We start from the raw sequence: 16052 nt of genomic DNA, 5'->3' as shown, positions 1-16052 counted from the left end.
GCCCGGCATTGCTGCCGGGCCAAGCGTAAACCTTTTTCCACCTTCGACGTCATCCTGAGGCTTGAGCCGAGGGTCCACGCCTCAAGGGTGAGGATGACGGAGGAGAGATTTTCGCCTCCTGTCGATACCGCGAAGACACGACATCGCTGCCGGGCCTTCCAAACCCACAATCAGGCCGCAGCGCGGCTCTTGAGGTTTTCCAGAATGTTCTGCGGCGCGGAAACGCCATAGGGGTCGGATTCGCAATTGTCCTGATAACCCTCTTCCTCGAACCACTGCTCGACGACGCCATCATTGACGACGGCGGCGTAACGCCAGGAGCGCATGCCGAAACCGAGATTGTCCTTGGCGACCAGCATGCCCATCTTGCGGGTGAACTCGCCCGAACCGTCAGGAATGACCTTGACGTTTTCGAGGTTCTGGCCCTTGGCCCAGGCATTCATGACGAAGGCGTCATTGACCGACAGGCAATAGATTTCATCGACGCCGAGCGCGCGGAATTCCGGCGCCAGCTTTTCGAAATCGGGGAGCTGGTAGGTCGAGCATGTCGGCGTGAAAGCGCCGGGCAGCGAAAACAGAACGACCTTCTTGCCCTTGAAATAGTCGTCTGAGGTCATGTCCTGCCAACGGAAGGGGTTCGGGCCACCAACGGCCTCATCACGAACGCGCGTGCGGAAGGTAACGGCGGGCACTTTTTTGCCGAGCATGTCTTGTCTCCTGTTCTGGCGTTTTACAGGGATCACTTGGGATCGATCCCTGCGGAATTCTTTTGCCGTTTCCATAACGCAAGACGCGCTGCGGTGCAGCATAAAAATAGGTTTCGCCAGAGGAAAACAGCGGCTTGCGAGCATCAATCATGCAGCGCCACCGACCAGCGCAGAAACGGCGGCAACGGTGTCCACCAGCCGGTGCGAATGCCGGCCTCACGCAACATGGCAGCCGACCATGTGTTGCAGCCGACAAGGGCGTTGAACCGGCCATTCGCCTCGAAAAACGCATCCGTCAGGCCATAAGCGACACCCGGTATCAGCAGCACCTTGCCATTGTCTCGCGAAAAGCTGGCACGAATGGCCGTCACCAGGCGCTGATACCCGGCGTCGGAAATGCGAAGCCGCTTTACCCCGGCAAGATCGGCGGGAAAATCTCCCGTCACATCCACATGCATCACCGACTGGTCAAGCGTCAGCGAGCGCAAGACCGGCATGGGCTTCAGATCGGCCCAGGTGGGTGTCTCGGTATAAAACGACCGGCCGCCCCAGCCGAACACCAGATAGGCGGCCGCCGGGTGGTTGACGGCAATGCCGTCCCCCTGCAATTCGGAAAAGACCCGCCGCAGATCGTCATCGATCGGCAGCGCAATATCGGTGTGGATCGGGTTGGATAACAGCAGGATTTCGCGGTCTTTCACGCCCCCGCTCACCTCATCGGCAAAGAACGGGCGCGGCAGGACAGTACCGAGCAGAAGGAGCAGGAGGATCAGCAGCATGCCGCCGCCGATCCACCTTGTGATAAATCTCACCATGAAATGCCGTTAGAACAGGAAATAACGCTGCGCCATCGGCAGCACCGTGGCCGGCTCGCAGGTCAAAAGCTCGCCATCCGCCCTCACCTCATAGGTTTCCGGATCGACCTCGATATGCGGCGTCAGCGAATTATGGATCATCGACGCCTTGGAAATGCCGCCGCGTACATTCTTCACCGGCAGCAGCTTTTTCGCCACGCCGAGGCGCTGGGCAAGACCGGCATCCAGCGACGCCTGCGACACGAATGTGACCGAGGAATTGGTGCGCAGTTTGCCATAGGCGGCAAACATCGGCCGGTAATGCATCGGCTGCGGTGTGGGAATGGAGGCATTGGGATCGCCCATCGGGGCTGCGGCAATCGAACCGCCGAGCAGCACCATCTCCGGCTTCACGCCGAAAAAGGCCGGGTTCCACAATACCAGATCGGCGCGCTTTCCGACTTCGATGGAGCCGATCTCATGGCTGACGCCCTGGGCGATGGCGGGGTTGATTGTATATTTGGCGATGTAACGGCGGACGCGAAAATTATCGTTTTCGCCGGTCTCCTCCTTCAGGCGGCCGCGCTGGCGCTTCATCTTGTCGGCGGTCTGCCAGGTGCGGATCGCCACTTCGCCGACACGGCCCATGGCCTGACTGTCGGACGAGATGATCGAAAACGCGCCGATATCGTGAAGAATATCTTCTGCAGCGATGGTTTCCTTGCGGATGCGGCTTTCGGCAAAGGCGATGTCTTCAGGGATGGACGGCGACAGGTGGTGGCACACCATCAGCATGTCGAGATGCTCCGCCAGCGTATTGACGGTGTAAGGCCGCGTCGGGTTGGTGGAGGACGGAATGACGTTCGGGTTGCCGCAAACCTTGATGATATCAGGCGCATGGCCGCCGCCCGCACCTTCGGTATGGAAGGCATGGATGGTGCGCCCCCTGATCGCGGCGACGGTGTCCTCCACGAAACCGCTTTCGTTCAGCGTATCGGTGTGGATCATCACCTGCACGTCGTATTCATCGGCCACCGTCAGGCAATTGTCGATGGCGGCAGGCGTCGTGCCCCAGTCCTCATGCAATTTCAGCGAGGAGGCGCCGGCAAGGATCATCTCTTCCAGCGGTGCGGGCAGCGAGGCGTTGCCCTTGCCGGCGAGCGCGAGATTCATCGGGAAAGCATCGAAGCTTTCGATCATGCGCTCGATATGCCATGCGCCGGTGCAGGTGGTGGCGAGCGTGCCATGCGCCGGGCCGGAACCGCCGCCGAGCATGCAGGTCACACCGCTCATCAGCGCTTCTTCGATCTGCTGCGGGCAGATGAAGTGAATATGCGCATCCATGCCGCCGGCGGTCAGGATCTTGCCTTCACCGGCGATCGCCTCCGTCGAGGGGCCGACGATGATCGTCACGCCCGGCTGCGTATCGGGGTTGCCCGCCTTGCCGATGGCGTGAATGCGGCCGTTCTTCAGGCCCACATCCGCCTTGTAGATACCGCTGTGGTCAACGATGACGGCATTGGTGATGACGGTGTCGACCGCCCCTTCGGCCCGCGTCGCCTGGCTCTGGCCCATGCCGTCGCGAATGACCTTGCCGCCGCCGAATTTCACTTCCTCGCCATAGGTGGTGTGGTCCTTCTCGATCTCGATGAAAAGCTCGGTATCGGCAAGGCGCACCTTGTCACCCACGGTCGGGCCGAACATGCCGGCATAGGCGGCGCGGGAAATCTTGTATGGCATGGGTTCAGGCTCCTTCGGACGCGGAGAAAATCGATGTGGGAGAAATTCGTTTGAGCTGGCCCTCACCCGCAAGGGCTTCGACCAGCTGTTGTTCGGCGGCAAATGGATGGCCGCTCCAGCCCTGATGGCCGAAACCGGCAATCGCCACTTCGTCACCGCCGCCGCTCACGTTCTCAAGAACATGGGCGATGGCGACAAGGCCGGTGCTGGGGCAGACATAGGGCGCGGGCGCATAGGTTTCGAGCGCAGCATCGAGCCTTTCATGCACGCCGCGCGGAATGACGATGTGGCTCTTGCCGGTTTCGCGGGCGATGGCGGCAAAGCTTTCGGTGTAATCGGCGCAGAAATCGGTCAGTTCGGGCCAGCGTGCGCGTATATCAGGTTCCATTTCGGAAAATTTTGCCGGATCACGGACGGACCAGATGGCAGCGGCCTGCCGCACACCGTCGCTCTCGCGCCATTCGGCGCCCTCGGTCATCTCGAGGCCCGGCCGCCCGGTGTTGCATACGGCCACCACATCGGTGCGCGTACCGCCCAGCCCCAGCGACCGGCAATCATTGAAGCGGATGACGATGTCGGAACGGTCGATGAAATCAGCCACGCCCGGCGGCAGTTCCCCGTTTCCGACGATCGTGATCCGCCGCCCCATGCGTTCAGAAACCTTCCGACAGCTGACGCAGTTCTTCCGCCCGCTTGCCGCTCATATCGGCGAGGCAGGAGGAAATCAGCATCGGTTCCATCGAGCCGCCACGCGCCTGAAAGCCTGAAAGCGCACAATTGGCGTCACGAAACGCCACCCAGGCGCGCTGGGCAGTCACCAGGGCGTCGGTCGCACCCTTGCCATCCGCCTCCGCCGTCTTGTCGCGCTCGGTGAGCAGCTTGCGCAGCTTCTGATATTCGGCGTTCAATTGCTTGTCGGCCTTTTCGTAATCCTTGCCGGCGCAGATGGTCATGTCCGCCTGCGTCTGCGGCGCCTTGCAGTCCGGCTCGCTCTGCGCTGCGGCCGGCGTGGAAAATCCGGCGGTCGCGCTGAGAAGCACGGCCGCCATGAAGACCTTGTTTCGGCTCATCTCCATCCCTCAGGCCGCCGCGCCGTCGAAAGCCTGCGGCTTCAGCGCCCGGGGATCAACACCATCAAGACAATTGGCGTTCACTGCCACCATCGGCGTTCCATCCGGCCCGTCGGCATAAGCAAAGCTCTCGATGCCGCAGGTGGAGCAGAAAAGATGACGGATCTTGTGTTTGTTGAAGAGATATTCCGCCAGCGTGTCCTCGCCGGAAAGAAGCGTGAACTTGTCACGCGGCGCGAAGGCGAGCGTGGAGCCAAGACGCTTGCAGCGCGAGCAATTGCAGACAACTGTGTGGTCGAGGTCGGCGTCGACCTCGAAGCTGACGCTACCGCACTGGCAGCTTCCATGATAATGCGCCGTCGCCATTTCATAACCTCCCCATGACCTGTTGACGGAAACCATAAACCTCACGCTTGCCGGAAAGCGGCACCAGCGTCACCTCCCGCTTCTGGCCGGGTTCGAAACGAACCGCCGTGCCCGCGGGAATATCGAGACGCATGCCGCGCGCCCTGTCGCGATCGAAGATGAGACCCGCATTGGTCTCGAAGAAATGATAATGGCTGCCCACCTGCACCGGCCGGTCGCCCGAATTGGCGACCTCGATCGTCACCGTCGGCTGGCCGGCATTGAGTTCGATGGTGCCTTCTGCGGCAATGATTTCGCCTGGTTTCATGGTGCTCCCCTTGTCTTTCTCACGCGGCCGTGGCTGCCGCGCAGCCTTCCGCCTTCAGCACCCGCTTCGTCGATGCCGGGTTGTTGATGAGCTTCGCCGCCGGACGAACGGGCCTGCGAACCAGCTCGCCGCCGCAATTCGGGCAGGCGCCGTGAAGCACATCCGTCACGCAGTCGACGCAGAAAGTGCATTCGAACGAACAGATCATCGCATCCCTGTCATCGGGCGCAAGATCACGATCGCAGCATTCGCAATTGGGCCGAAGTTCCAGAGCCATATCAACCCCTCAACGGATCGGTTCGTGAACGGTCACCAGCTTGGTGCCATCAGGAAAGGTCGCTTCCACCTGCACATCATGGATCATCTCGGCGATACCATCCATCACCTGATCGCGGGAAATGACATGCGCGCCCGCCTCCATCAGGTCGGCCACGGCGCGGCCATCGCGGGCGCCCTCGACCACGAAATCGGTAATCAGCGCAATCGCTTCGGGATAGTTCAGCTTCACGCCGCGTTCCAACCGGCGGCGCGCCACCATGGCGGCCATGGAAATCAGCAGCTTGTCTTTTTCTCTTGGGCTAAGGTTCATCGTGGTCCCGCAGCTTGGCGCCTGCCCCCGCAAACAGCGTGATTGCGGCAGGCAGATCCGACGTGTTGACAGACCCCGAAGGACGCCTGTCGCGGGGCAACCTTAAGGGTTTACAGATTCCAGACTTTCGGCACTGGCGCGCCGTTTCGCAAGAGCGAAATGATCGGAAAAAGCAATTTTCTCAAGGAGAAACCATCTTCGGCAGAGACGCGAACGACAAGCTTGCCCTGCCATTCGCTGGCGCCGCCGCTTTCACCGGCAATAGCCCGGATTTTAGGCAGAAGCGCCTCGGCCAGCGGCCCGATATAAAGAAGCGTGGCAAACGCCACCTGACCGGCCAGAACCGCCGGTTTCGCCGTCAGCGCCGCCACCTCGCCATGAAGCAGAAGTTCTTCCGCATGCACCAGCCTGCCCCCATGGCGAATACGCCAGCGGTCACGAAAAAGACCATGCGTCATCGCCTCGCCCATGGCCTTACGGCCGAGCAGCACGGCTTCGACGGCGATGAATTCGCAGGATTGATCGAGATCGGCTTCCAGCCGGCGGGTCAAGGAAGCACGGTCGAAGAGGATGGTTTCCTGCGGTAGCCAATGCAGCTTCGCACCCGGCCCGGCGGAAACGCGGGCGGTTACGGTGGCGGTGCCTGATGATGCCTTATAGACCTTTTCGCAGGCCTGCGTGGTCACAACAAGCGAGGTGCCGGCGCCGGCCGTGGCCTGCCATTCGATTTCGTCTCCGCCGGTCAGGCCGCCGGAGGAATTGATGAGGATGGCTTCCGCTTCGTTTGAGAAGGTTTCCGGCAGGCGGATTTTCGCGCAGCCTTCCTGGAACAGTTCGTCCAGCCGGCTGCGGCCTTCAACAGCCTTTGTTACAATGCGTCCTCTGCCACGGGCGCGTTGCTGCCGGACAGGTTGAGCGTCTTGGCGACCGGAAGGGCCGATGGCTTGCTGTTGCTGCTGCACGCGGTCTCCGAAACAGTTGCGGAAGCGGACGAGGTCTTGACGCCGCAATCCTTCTTGACGACGGCATCCACGACAAGCTGCCCTTCCGTATTGCGGAAGAAATCCCACATTCTTTCGGCCGCATCAACCGTGCGCGTCACTTCGCCTGTGGGCATCTTGCGCTCCACGGCCGGTTCCGCCTTCGGTGTCTGCTCGCCGCCCGGCTTGCGGGTGACAACGGCGTTAGCCGCCAGAACCTCGGCCTTCATGGTGGCGCGCGGCCAGGCGTGGTCCCAGTCGTTGATGACATAGGACTGGATGCGTGCGCCAGCCTTGCAGACATCATAGGAATTAACGGTGAAGCTCTCTCCCACCTTGCTTTTGGCAGCGCCCTTGCACCCATCCATTTCGGCCCAGCGCTTCAACGCCGTTTCGCCGCCATATTGCCAATAGGACTTGCCGCCGCCCTGATAGGGATTGGCGGGGTCTTTCAGCCCGGCAAAGGCGATGATCGACATTGGCCGCACAGGCTGGCAGCTTGCCGCATCCGGTCCCCATTTGCCTTCCGTCTCCAGCGGATAACCGGCGCGCAGCGAAGCAACGAAGCCGGCAGCGTTAAAATCCGCGTTGCCGCTGCAGATGAATTGCGACAGCATGCGCCCGCCGCCGGAATAACCGGAGCCATAAAAACGCTCCTCATCCACGCAGAACTTGCCCTTCACCATGGTAATGGCATCGCGGATGAAACCGACTTCATCCAGCCCGCCCGGCCGCTTGGTGACACCGGGAACATTCCAGGCATGGGTGCCCGGCAATTCGCCGTTCAGGCTGCCGGCCAGCGCCACGACCATGAGACCGTCACGCTCGGCAAGCTTGTCCCAGCCGCTGCGGTTCAGCTGACCATGCGGATTGCTGTTGGAACCATGGAAATCGAACACGACCGGCAGCGGCTTATTTCCATCATAGGCCGATGGAACAAAATAGACGCCGTCGCGTTTTTCACCGTTGGAAAGAATGGAAAAGTCGTGCCGACCCGGTTCCATGCCGGGGCCAATACCCTGACCGCAGGTCGATGCCGACGCTGCGGCCCCTGCGCCTGCGCTGATCACCAGCCCGAGGAACAGTCTGCGTGCGGAACGCACCAACCGGGAAGCCCGGCCCACTGCAAAGTCTTGAATCATTGACACGCCTTTATTGGCACAGTTTCCCGACGATACGTCGAGCGTGCGGGAAATGTAAGGGATCAACAGTCGCGGCGTGCGAATAGACTTCTTCTGTGTCTCGCATGCAGCATTTCATGCGCCCAATACCATAGGCTTTTACTTAATGAAACGCTAAAATCACGCATGAAAGCCATGCACAGGCGCATAGACTTTCAAAATATTAATCGGCCGTTTTTATGCCGTGATCGGCGCACGCAACATTACACCGTCAGATGCCGCCGCGCTTCCGGCGTATCCAGCGTTTCGGCCAGCCCCTCATGAACGATTTCACCGCGATCCATGATGTAGACGTAATCGGCAAGCTCGCGGCAGAAATCCAGATATTGCTCGACCAGCAGGATCGCCATGCCTGTGGAGTCGCGCAGATATTTGATCGCCCGGCCGATATCCTTGATGATCGACGGCTGGATGCCCTCCGTCGGCTCGTCGAGGACGAGGATTTTCGGCCGTGTCACCAGCGCCCGGCCAATCGCAAGCTGCTGCTGCTGGCCGCCCGAGAGATCGCCGCCGCGCCGCGACAGCATGGTTTGCAGCACCGGAAACAGGCTGAAAATATCGTCCGGGATAAAACGCTCCCTGCGCGGCAGCGGCGCATAACCGCTCTCCAGATTTTCCTGCACGCTGAGCAGCGGAAAGATTTCCCGTCCCTGCGGCACGTAACCCACCCCCCGCTTCGCCCTTTGGTAAGGTGCGAGCCCGTCAAGCGCCGCATCGCCGAAACGGATGGCGCCGGCGCTGGTGGGCTGCTGGCCGGTGACAGCACGCAAGAGCGAACTTTTGCCGACGCCGTTGCGGCCGAGAACACAGGTGATCTTGCCCATCTCCGCTTTCAGCGACACGCCGCGCAGGGCCTGCGCCGCGCCATAATGGAGGTTGATGTTTTCGACTGTCAGCATGATAAAACTCCATTGGCGGTATGGTGGGCGGCGTTACCCCCCTCTGCCCTGCCGGGCATCTCCCCCTCAAGGGGGGAGATCAGATGCCGTTCCCGCTCATCCCATCGCCTACTGGTCATGAGGCAGGGTGTTAGCCGCTTGCCGATCTCCCCCCTTGAGGGGGAGATGCCCGGCAGGGCAGAGGGGGGTAACGCCGCAAACACCACCATCACCGCCCCAGATAATTCTCGATCACCTTCGGATCGCTGGACACAAAATCGATCGACCCTTCGGCCAGCACCGAGCCTTCGGCAAGACACGTCACCTTCACGCCCAGTTCGCGGATGAAGCCCATATCGTGCTCCACCACGACAACCGAACGGGTCTTCGCGATCTCCTTCAAAAGCACGGCGGTTTCCGCCGTCTCTGCATCCGTCATGCCGGCGACAGGCTCGTCCACCAAAAGCAGCTTCGGTTCCTGCGCCAGCAGCATGCCGATTTCCAGCCACTGTTTCTGGCCGTGCGATAGGTTGGCGGCAAGATCGCCGCGGCGGTGGCCGAGACGCACGGTGGCGAGGATTTCCTCGATGCGCGCCTTGTCTTCCTCGGTCAGCCGGTAAAACAGCGTCGCGAAGACGCCGCGCTTGCGGTTGAGCGCCAGTTCCAGATTGTCCCAGACGGTGTGGCTTTCGAACACCGTCGGCTTCTGGAACTTCCGCCCGATGCCGAGCTGGGCGATATCAGCCTCGTCCTTTTTCGTGAGATCGATGCTGTCTTCGAACAACACCGTACCCGTATCCGGCCGCGTCTTGCCGGTGATGATATCCATCATCGTCGTTTTGCCCGCGCCATTCGGGCCGATGATTGCGCGGAGTTCACCGGGCTCCACCACGAAGGAGAGCGAGTTGAGGGCCTTGAAACCATCGAAGGAGACGGAGACGCCATCGAGATAAAGCAGGCTCTTGGTTCTGTTTTCGGAAACCGTGTTCATGGGCTTACTCCGCCGCCTGTTGCGCAACCGCGCTGTCGTTGCCGGGCTGCTGGGCAGCCCCTGCCGCCCGCGCGACCCGCTTTTCGCGACGCCCGACGAGATAATGCTGCACGGTGCCGACAATGCCCTTCGGGAAGAACAGCGTCACCGCGATGAAGAGACCGCCCAGAGCAAACAGCCAGAATTCGGGGAAAGCACCGGTGAAATAGCTCTTGCCGCCATTGACCAGAACGGCGCCGATGATCGGCCCGATCAGCGTGCCGCGCCCGCCTACCGCCGTCCACACCACCACTTCGATGGAGTTGGCGGGGGAGAATTCGCCGGGGTTGATGATGCCCACCTGCGGCACGAACAGCGCCCCGGCAATGCCCGCCATCATGGCTGACACAACGAAGGTGAAGAGTTTGATGTTTTCCACCCGGAAACCGAGGAAACGCACCCGGCTTTCGGCATCACGCACGCCCACCAGCACCTTGCCGAATTTGGAATTGACGATGCCGGAGGCAATCAGCAGCGAAAGCGCCAGCATCATCGCCGTCATGGCGAACAATACGGCGCGCGTGCCATCCGCCTGCACGGAAAAGCCGAGGATGTCCTTGAAATCGGTGAGGCCATTATTGCCGCCGAAACCCATGTCGTTGCGGAAGAAGGCAAGCAGCAGGGCGTAGGTCATGGCCTGCGTGATGATGGAGAGGTATACGCCGTTGACCCGCGAGCGGAAGGCGAACCAGCCGAACACGAAGGCGAGCAGGCCGGGCACCACCAGCACCATCAGCGCTGCAAACCAGAACATGTCGAAGCCGTGCCAGAACCACGGCAATTCCTTCCAGTTGAGGAACACCATGAAATCGGGCAGCACCGGATGGCCATAAACCCCGCGCGTGCCGATCTGCCGCATCAGATACATGCCCATGGCATAACCGCCGAGCGCAAAGAAGGCGGCGTGGCCGAGCGAGAGAATGCCGCAGTAACCCCAGACGAGATCAAGCGCCAGCGCCAGGAGCGCATAGGCCAGATATTTGCCGAGCATCGACATGATGTAGGTCGGGATGCGAAACGCGCTGTCAGCCGGCAACAGCAGGTTGGAGGCGGGCACCAGCACGGCAATGGCCAGAATGATGCCGATGGCGATGGAAATACGGCGATCGAGCGCGCGCAGGAGGAAGCCGGTAATCATGCTTCGATCGCCCTTCCCTTGAGTGCGAAGAGACCGCGCGGCCGCTTCTGGATGAACAGGATGATGAGAACGAGCACGAGAATCTTGCCGAGCACGGCGCCGACCGTCGGCTCGAGAAACTTGTTGAGCACGCCGAGCGACAGCGCGCCGACCAGCGTTCCCCAGAGATTGCCGACGCCGCCGAACACCACCACCATGAAACTGTCGATGATGTAGCTCTGGCCGAGATTGGGCGAGACATTGTCGATCTGCGACAGCGCCACGCCCGCAAGGCCGGCAACGCCCGAACCGAGCGCGAAGGTGAAGGCATCCACCCAGGGCGTGCGGATGCCCATGGAAGAGGCCATGCGGCGGTTCTGGGTCACGGCGCGCATCTGCAACCCGAAAGCGGAACGCTTCAGGAGAACCAGCAGCGCGAAGAACACCGAGAGCGAAAAACAGACGATCCACACCCGGTTCCAGGTGAAATTGAGATAACCGACGCTGAAGGAGCCGGACATCCAGCCGGGGCTGCCGACCTCGCGATTCGTGGGGCCGAAGATGGAGCGCACGCCCTGTTGCAGGATGAGCGAAATGCCCCAGGTGGCGAGCAGCGTTTCCAGCGGCCGCCCGTAAAGGAAGCGGATGACGCCGCGCTCCATGATGAGCCCGACGCAGGCCGTCACCAGAAAAGCGGCTGGCAGCGCAATGGCGAGCGACCAGTCGAACAGGCCGGGGAAGTTCGAACGGATTACCTCCTGCACCATGAAGGTGGAGTAAGCGCCGATCATCACCATCTCGCCATGGGCCATGTTGATGATGCCCATGACGCCGAAGGTGATGGCAAGGCCGATGGCCGCAAGCAGCAGCACAGAGCCGAGCGACAGGCCGTACCAGACATTCTGCGCGTAATCCCAGAAGGCAAGCGCGCTTTCAATGCTGGAAATGGCCTCGTCTATATCGGGTTTCAGGCTTTGATCGACGGAAGCGGAGGCCGCCATCAGAATGCCGATGGCGTCACGCCCGCCCAGCTTCTTGATGGTTGCGATCGCATCCTTCTTCTCAGCGAGCGACCGGTCGGAGGAGAGCAGCGAGACAGCCCGCGCCTCCTCCATCCGGGTCCGCACCTCACTGTCGGTTTCCTTGGCGATGGCCGCTTCCAGCAATTCGAGATTTTCGGCGCTCGGGGCTTTCAGGACGGCGTCAGCCGCCGAAAGCCGCACGGATTTTTCCGGGCTGAGCAGCGTCAGCCCGCCCATCGCGGCGCGGATGACGCGGCGAAGATTATTGTTGACCCTGATCTTGGAAACGGCCGCCTTCGGCGCTTCGCCCACGGTTTCGCCTGAAAGCGGATCGATCAGCGTGAAATTGGACCCGGCGGCCCGCGTCATGAACACCAGATTGTCGGCCTTGCGGACATAAAGCTCGCCCGATGCGAAAGCCTCAAGCGCCGGCACCACCCGTGCGTCGCTGGTGGCGGCAATCTGTCCGATCAACGTTTCAGCCTGCTTGAAATCCGCCGTGCCGAGCGCATCGATCAGCGCCTTTGGGTCGCTTTGCGCCATGGATTGGGCCGCGATCCCAAGGGTGAGCCAGAGGAAGATGGCTCCGAGAAAAGATCGGATCGTCATGTCGGGTTCCTTGGAGCGTTTCCGATAAAAGCGCCGTCTGTGGGTGCCGTCACCCCCCTCTGCCCTGCCGGGCATCTCCCCCACAAGGAGGGAGATCGGCAAGACGCACTCACGTCGCTCTATCTCGATAGATGAGAAAGGGCGGGGCCTTGCCGCGAGTCGATCTCCCCACCTGTGGGGGAGATGTCCGGTAGGACAGAGGGGGGGGCATGCTGGCTCAGTTTCTAATGATAGAAGCGCAAATTGGCCCGCCCCTCCCGAGAGGGGCGGCAACCAACCTCAGCTATCAGCTACCCTTGCCGCCGCACTTCCCACTGGCCACATTGAAGTTGCCGCAGGACATCGGCTTCCTCCAATCCGAGATCAAATCCTTCGAGTCCGGCAGATAATCCGACCACTCGTCACCCACCACCTGCGGCGTCTGCTGCACGATCTCAAACTGCCCGTCGGCCTGAATTTCACCGATCAGCACCGGCTTGGTGATGTGGTGGTTCGGCATGACGGTGGAGTAACCGCCCGAAAGGTTCGGCACCGAAACGCCGATGATCGAGTCGAGAACCTTGTCCGTATCGGTCGTGCCGGCGGATTCGACAGCCTTTACCCAGGCGTTGAAGCCGATATAGGCCGCTTCCATCGGATCGTTCGTCACGCGCTTGTCGTTCTTCGTAAACGCATGCCAGGTCTTGATGAACTCGGCATTGACCGGAGCATCGACGGACTGGAAGTAGTTCCAGGCGGCAAGGTGGCCGACCAGCGGCGCGGTATCGAGACCGGCAAGTTCTTCTTCACCGACGGAGAAGGCGACGACGGGAATGTCTTCAGCCTTGATGCCCTGGTTCGCCAGTTCCTTGTAGAACGGCACGTTGGCGTCGCCGTTGATGGTGGAAACCACGGCGGTCTTCTTGCCGGCCGAGCCGAATTTCTTGATGTCGGACACGATCGTCTGCCAGTCGGAATGGCCGAACGGCGTGTAGTTGATCATGATGTCCTCTTCCTTGACGCCCTTCGACATCAGGTAGGCCTTCAGGATCTTGTTGGTGGTCTGCGGATAGACATAGTCCGTGCCCGCCAGAACCCAGCGCTCCACACCTTCGGTGCTGGCGAGATAATCGACGGCCGGAATGGCCTGCTGGTTCGGCGCCGCACCCGTATAGAAGATGTTGCGAGAGGATTCTTCACCCTCATACTGAACAGGGTAGAACAGGATCGAGTTCAGTTCCTCGAAGACCGGCAGAACCGACTTGCGCGAGGAGGAGGTCCAGCAGCCAAAAACGGCGGCGACCTTGTCCTGCGAAATCAGCTGGCGGGCCTTTTCGGCAAACAGCGGCCAGTCGGAGGCCGGATCGACCACCACGGCTTCGAGTTTCTTGCCGAGCACGCCGCCCTTCTTGTTCTGCTCGTCGATGAGCATCAGCATGGCGTCCTTCAGCGTCGTCTCTGAAATCGCCATGGTACCGGAAAGAGAATGCAGCACGCCCACCTTGATCGTGTCATCGGCGGCGAAAGCGCCGTGAAAGGCGGTCGTGGACAGGATTGCGCCAAGCAGCGCGGCACTAAGCGTCTTGCGGAATATCATCGGAAGAACCCCTCTCCTTGTTTGGCCTCTCGTGGAGGCTCAGCGGCATCTGCGGCCGCTGCTGGGAGGGACTATCAATCTCGTGAGAGCGAAACCGTATACGTCAATTGACGTAGGCGGGGTGGCGAAAGATGCAGAAAGAGGTTTTGGTGGCCACACACAAGTAAAGGAGTCCCATGGGAATGGACGGCTTCAACTTGTTTCTTCTCCCCGAGGGGGAGAAGTCCGCGGCAGCGGGATGAGGGGGCAAGGGTCGAGATATTCGGCAAGGTTGCCCCCTCATCCGACCCTTCGGGCCACCTTCTCCCCGGCGGGGAGAAGAAATGCGCAGCACGGTCTCACATCAGGAATGCGGCTTGTCGTTCCGCTCTTCGTTACGGATCGCGTCGTCGTGATACCAGGAACCGAAGTCGATATGCGGCTCCCGCGCCTGGCGCTCGAGGTCGCTGAGGCTGCTGTTGCGGAACTTGGAAAGGCCCGCGCGCCCGCCGACCGGGAATTGATAGATCGTTGCCGTCTCGCGATGAATGCCAGTTGCCATTTCGATCATCTCACTTTGTTTGCATCGAAGCACTTTTTGTATGGAGCAAACCCGCAAGGGCCGATTTCGCTCCGTCTGATTAAAAAGAAATCACGTTGCGAAAAATATAGGCATTAACCGCCTCATCTACAAGAAAAACCATTCCGAAAGCGCCGGTTTTTGGGGCAAATGCCGATCCCTCGCGCGCAATCAAAATCATTGCACCGCAGCAGGGCATTTCCCCGCAAGACGTCGGCTATCTATCAGGATTCAATGATGAAACATGAGGGGTGAATTTGCCCGCCGCAGTGCAACAGAAGCCGGCCGGGGCAATATCGCAGCCCCTGCGTGACAGGGGCCCTGAAAGATTTTTCGAAAAAATCGCGAAACTCCCTCAATCTGGCACGCGGCATGCATCTAAGGGGGCAGCCCTTGAACGCGAATGCGCTTCCGGCGGCGAAAGCCACGGAGGCCTCAAGGCTTCGCATTGTTACCTATGAGAGGTTCGTAATGACTAAGTTCAAACTCGAGTACATCTGGCTGGACGGATACAAGCCGGTCCCTAACCTGCGCGGCAAGACGCAGATCAAGGAATTCGACGAATTCCCGACGCTCGAGCAGCTGCCGCTTTGGGGTTTTGACGGTTCGTCCACCCAGCAGGCCGAAGGCCACTCGTCGGATTGCGTGCTGAAGCCCGTTGCGATCTATCCCGATCCGGCCCGCTCCAACGGCGCGCTCGTCATGTGCGAAGTCATGATGCCCGATGGCGTCACCCCGCATGCATCGAACAGCCGCGCGACCATCCTCGACGACGAGGACGCATGGTTTGGTTTCGAGCAGGAATATTTCTTCTATCAGGACGGCCGCCCGCTCGGCTTCCCCGAGCAGGGCTACCCGGCTCCGCAGGGTCCTTATTACACCGGCGTCGGCTTCAAGAACGTCGGTTCGGTCGCCCGAGAAATCGTTGAAGAGCACCTCGACCTCTGCCTCGAGGCCGGCATCAACCACGAAGGCATCAACGCCGAAGTGGCCAAGGGCCAGTGGGAATTCCAGGTATTCGGCAAGGGCTCCAAGCGCGCCGCCGACCAGATCTGGATCGCCCGTTACCTGCTCCTTCGTCTTTGCGAACAGTACGGCATCGACGTCGAATTCCATTGCAAGCCGCTCGGCGATACCGACTGGAACGGTTCGGGCATGCATTGCAACTTCTCCACCAAGTTCATGCGCGAAGTTGGCGGCAAGGAATATTTCGAAGCCCTCATGGCTGCCTTTGCCAAGAACTGGAAAGAGCACATCGACGTTTACGGTCCGGACAACCACCTGCGCCTGACCGGCAAGCACGAAACCGCTCCGTGGAACAAGTTCTCCTACGGCGTTGCCGACCGTGGCGCCTCGATCCGCGTTCCGCACTCCTTCGTCAACAACGGTTACCGTGGTTACCTCGAAGACCGTCGTCCGAACTCGCAGGGCTGCCCTTACCAGATCGCTTCCGTCGTTCTGAAGACGATCGCAGAAGTGCCGCTCGCAAAGTCGGCTGCTGCCTGATAAGCCAAGACATGGCGTCGC

18 protein-coding genes are annotated in these 16052 nt (G+C 60.7%); 1 reads left to right on the top strand and 17 read right to left on the bottom strand.

Translation table 11 applies throughout. The features are described 5' to 3' along the window. Nucleotides 1–170: 170 nt before the first annotated feature. From WDZ78_RS08550 to WDZ78_RS08470, 17 genes are all read right to left on the bottom strand, one after another. The gene (locus tag WDZ78_RS08550; protein WP_003510133.1) at nucleotides 171–707 is read right to left on the bottom strand and encodes a peroxiredoxin; all 537 of its coding nucleotides are present in this window, start codon (nucleotides 705–707) and stop codon (nucleotides 171–173) included. 143 nt (nucleotides 708–850) lie between these two features. After that, nucleotides 851–1522 (bottom strand): TIGR02117 family protein, encoded by a 672-nt coding sequence (locus tag WDZ78_RS08545; protein ID WP_425672800.1) that lies wholly within the window; start codon nucleotides 1520–1522, stop codon nucleotides 851–853. A 9-nt stretch (nucleotides 1523–1531) separates the two neighbouring features. Continuing rightward, complete coding sequence (gene ureC, locus WDZ78_RS08540) at nucleotides 1532–3241, bottom strand: urease subunit alpha (protein WP_269340321.1); 1710 nt, start codon at nucleotides 3239–3241, stop codon at nucleotides 1532–1534. 4 nt (nucleotides 3242–3245) lie between these two features. Then, nucleotides 3246–3890 (bottom strand): Urease operon accessory protein, encoded by a 645-nt coding sequence (locus WDZ78_RS08535; protein WP_425672799.1) that lies wholly within the window; start codon nucleotides 3888–3890, stop codon nucleotides 3246–3248. A 4-nt stretch (nucleotides 3891–3894) separates the two neighbouring features. After that, nucleotides 3895–4317, bottom strand: coding sequence for a lysozyme inhibitor LprI family protein (locus WDZ78_RS08530; protein ID WP_425672798.1), 423 nt, complete (start codon nucleotides 4315–4317; stop codon nucleotides 3895–3897). A 3-nt stretch (nucleotides 4318–4320) separates the two neighbouring features. Further along, complete coding sequence (locus tag WDZ78_RS08525) at nucleotides 4321–4677, bottom strand: GFA family protein (protein ID WP_020011590.1); 357 nt, start codon at nucleotides 4675–4677, stop codon at nucleotides 4321–4323. A gap of 1 nt (nucleotide 4678) precedes the next feature. Beyond that, the gene (locus WDZ78_RS08520) at nucleotides 4679–4984 is read right to left on the bottom strand and encodes an urease subunit beta (protein ID WP_003510142.1); all 306 of its coding nucleotides are present in this window, start codon (nucleotides 4982–4984) and stop codon (nucleotides 4679–4681) included. Nucleotides 4985–5003: 19 nt separating this feature from the next. Further along, nucleotides 5004–5261 (bottom strand): DUF1272 domain-containing protein, encoded by a 258-nt coding sequence (locus WDZ78_RS08515; protein ID WP_020011591.1) that lies wholly within the window; start codon nucleotides 5259–5261, stop codon nucleotides 5004–5006. Between the two features lie 9 nt (nucleotides 5262–5270). Continuing rightward, nucleotides 5271–5573 (bottom strand): urease subunit gamma, encoded by a 303-nt coding sequence (locus tag WDZ78_RS08510; protein ID WP_004443305.1) that lies wholly within the window; start codon nucleotides 5571–5573, stop codon nucleotides 5271–5273. Nucleotides 5574–5683: 110 nt separating this feature from the next. After that, nucleotides 5684–6535 (bottom strand): urease accessory protein UreD, encoded by an 852-nt coding sequence (locus WDZ78_RS08505; protein WP_020011593.1) that lies wholly within the window; start codon nucleotides 6533–6535, stop codon nucleotides 5684–5686. Further along, nucleotides 6442–7695 carry an alpha/beta hydrolase family esterase gene (locus WDZ78_RS08500; protein ID WP_034501293.1) on the bottom strand — a complete coding sequence of 418 codons (1254 nt, stop codon included), beginning with the start codon at nucleotides 7693–7695 and terminating at the stop codon, nucleotides 6442–6444. Before WDZ78_RS08500 ends, WDZ78_RS08505 begins: the two co-directional genes overlap by 94 nt. 242 nt (nucleotides 7696–7937) lie before the next feature. Then, nucleotides 7938–8633 carry an urea ABC transporter ATP-binding subunit UrtE gene (gene urtE / locus WDZ78_RS08495; RefSeq protein ID WP_020011595.1) on the bottom strand — a complete coding sequence of 232 codons (696 nt, stop codon included), beginning with the start codon at nucleotides 8631–8633 and terminating at the stop codon, nucleotides 7938–7940. A gap of 208 nt (nucleotides 8634–8841) precedes the next feature. After that, nucleotides 8842–9603, bottom strand: a complete 762-nt coding sequence (gene urtD / locus WDZ78_RS08490) for an urea ABC transporter ATP-binding protein UrtD (protein WP_020011597.1) — start codon at nucleotides 9601–9603, stop codon at nucleotides 8842–8844. 4 nt (nucleotides 9604–9607) lie between these two features. Continuing rightward, entirely contained in the window at nucleotides 9608–10780 is a 1173-nt protein-coding gene (gene urtC, locus WDZ78_RS08485) for an urea ABC transporter permease subunit UrtC (protein WP_425672797.1), read from the bottom strand. Next, nucleotides 10777–12390 carry an urea ABC transporter permease subunit UrtB gene (gene urtB, locus WDZ78_RS08480; RefSeq protein ID WP_425672796.1) on the bottom strand — a complete coding sequence of 538 codons (1614 nt, stop codon included), beginning with the start codon at nucleotides 12388–12390 and terminating at the stop codon, nucleotides 10777–10779. The genes urtC and urtB overlap by 4 nt, the downstream gene beginning before the upstream one ends. 286 nt (nucleotides 12391–12676) lie before the next feature. After that, nucleotides 12677–13966, bottom strand: a complete 1290-nt coding sequence (gene urtA / locus WDZ78_RS08475; protein WP_003520618.1) for an urea ABC transporter substrate-binding protein — start codon at nucleotides 13964–13966, stop codon at nucleotides 12677–12679. Nucleotides 13967–14309: 343 nt separating this feature from the next. Further along, on the bottom strand, nucleotides 14310–14516 hold the full coding sequence (locus tag WDZ78_RS08470) for a DUF2735 domain-containing protein (RefSeq protein ID WP_425672794.1): 207 nt from the start codon (nucleotides 14514–14516) through the stop codon (nucleotides 14310–14312). A gap of 480 nt (nucleotides 14517–14996) precedes the next feature. On the opposite strand from WDZ78_RS08470, the gene WDZ78_RS08465 reads away from it, so the two are divergent. Continuing rightward, nucleotides 14997–16031 carry a glutamine synthetase beta-grasp domain-containing protein gene (locus WDZ78_RS08465; protein WP_026363914.1) on the top strand — a complete coding sequence of 345 codons (1035 nt, stop codon included), beginning with the start codon at nucleotides 14997–14999 and terminating at the stop codon, nucleotides 16029–16031. Nucleotides 16032–16052: the final 21 nt, after the last annotated feature.

This window comes from Agrobacterium sp. M50-1 (assembly GCF_049843495.1).
GTDB lineage: Bacteria > Pseudomonadota > Alphaproteobacteria > Rhizobiales > Rhizobiaceae > Agrobacterium > Agrobacterium radiobacter.
This window is presented reverse-complemented; position numbering and strand designations above follow the sequence as displayed.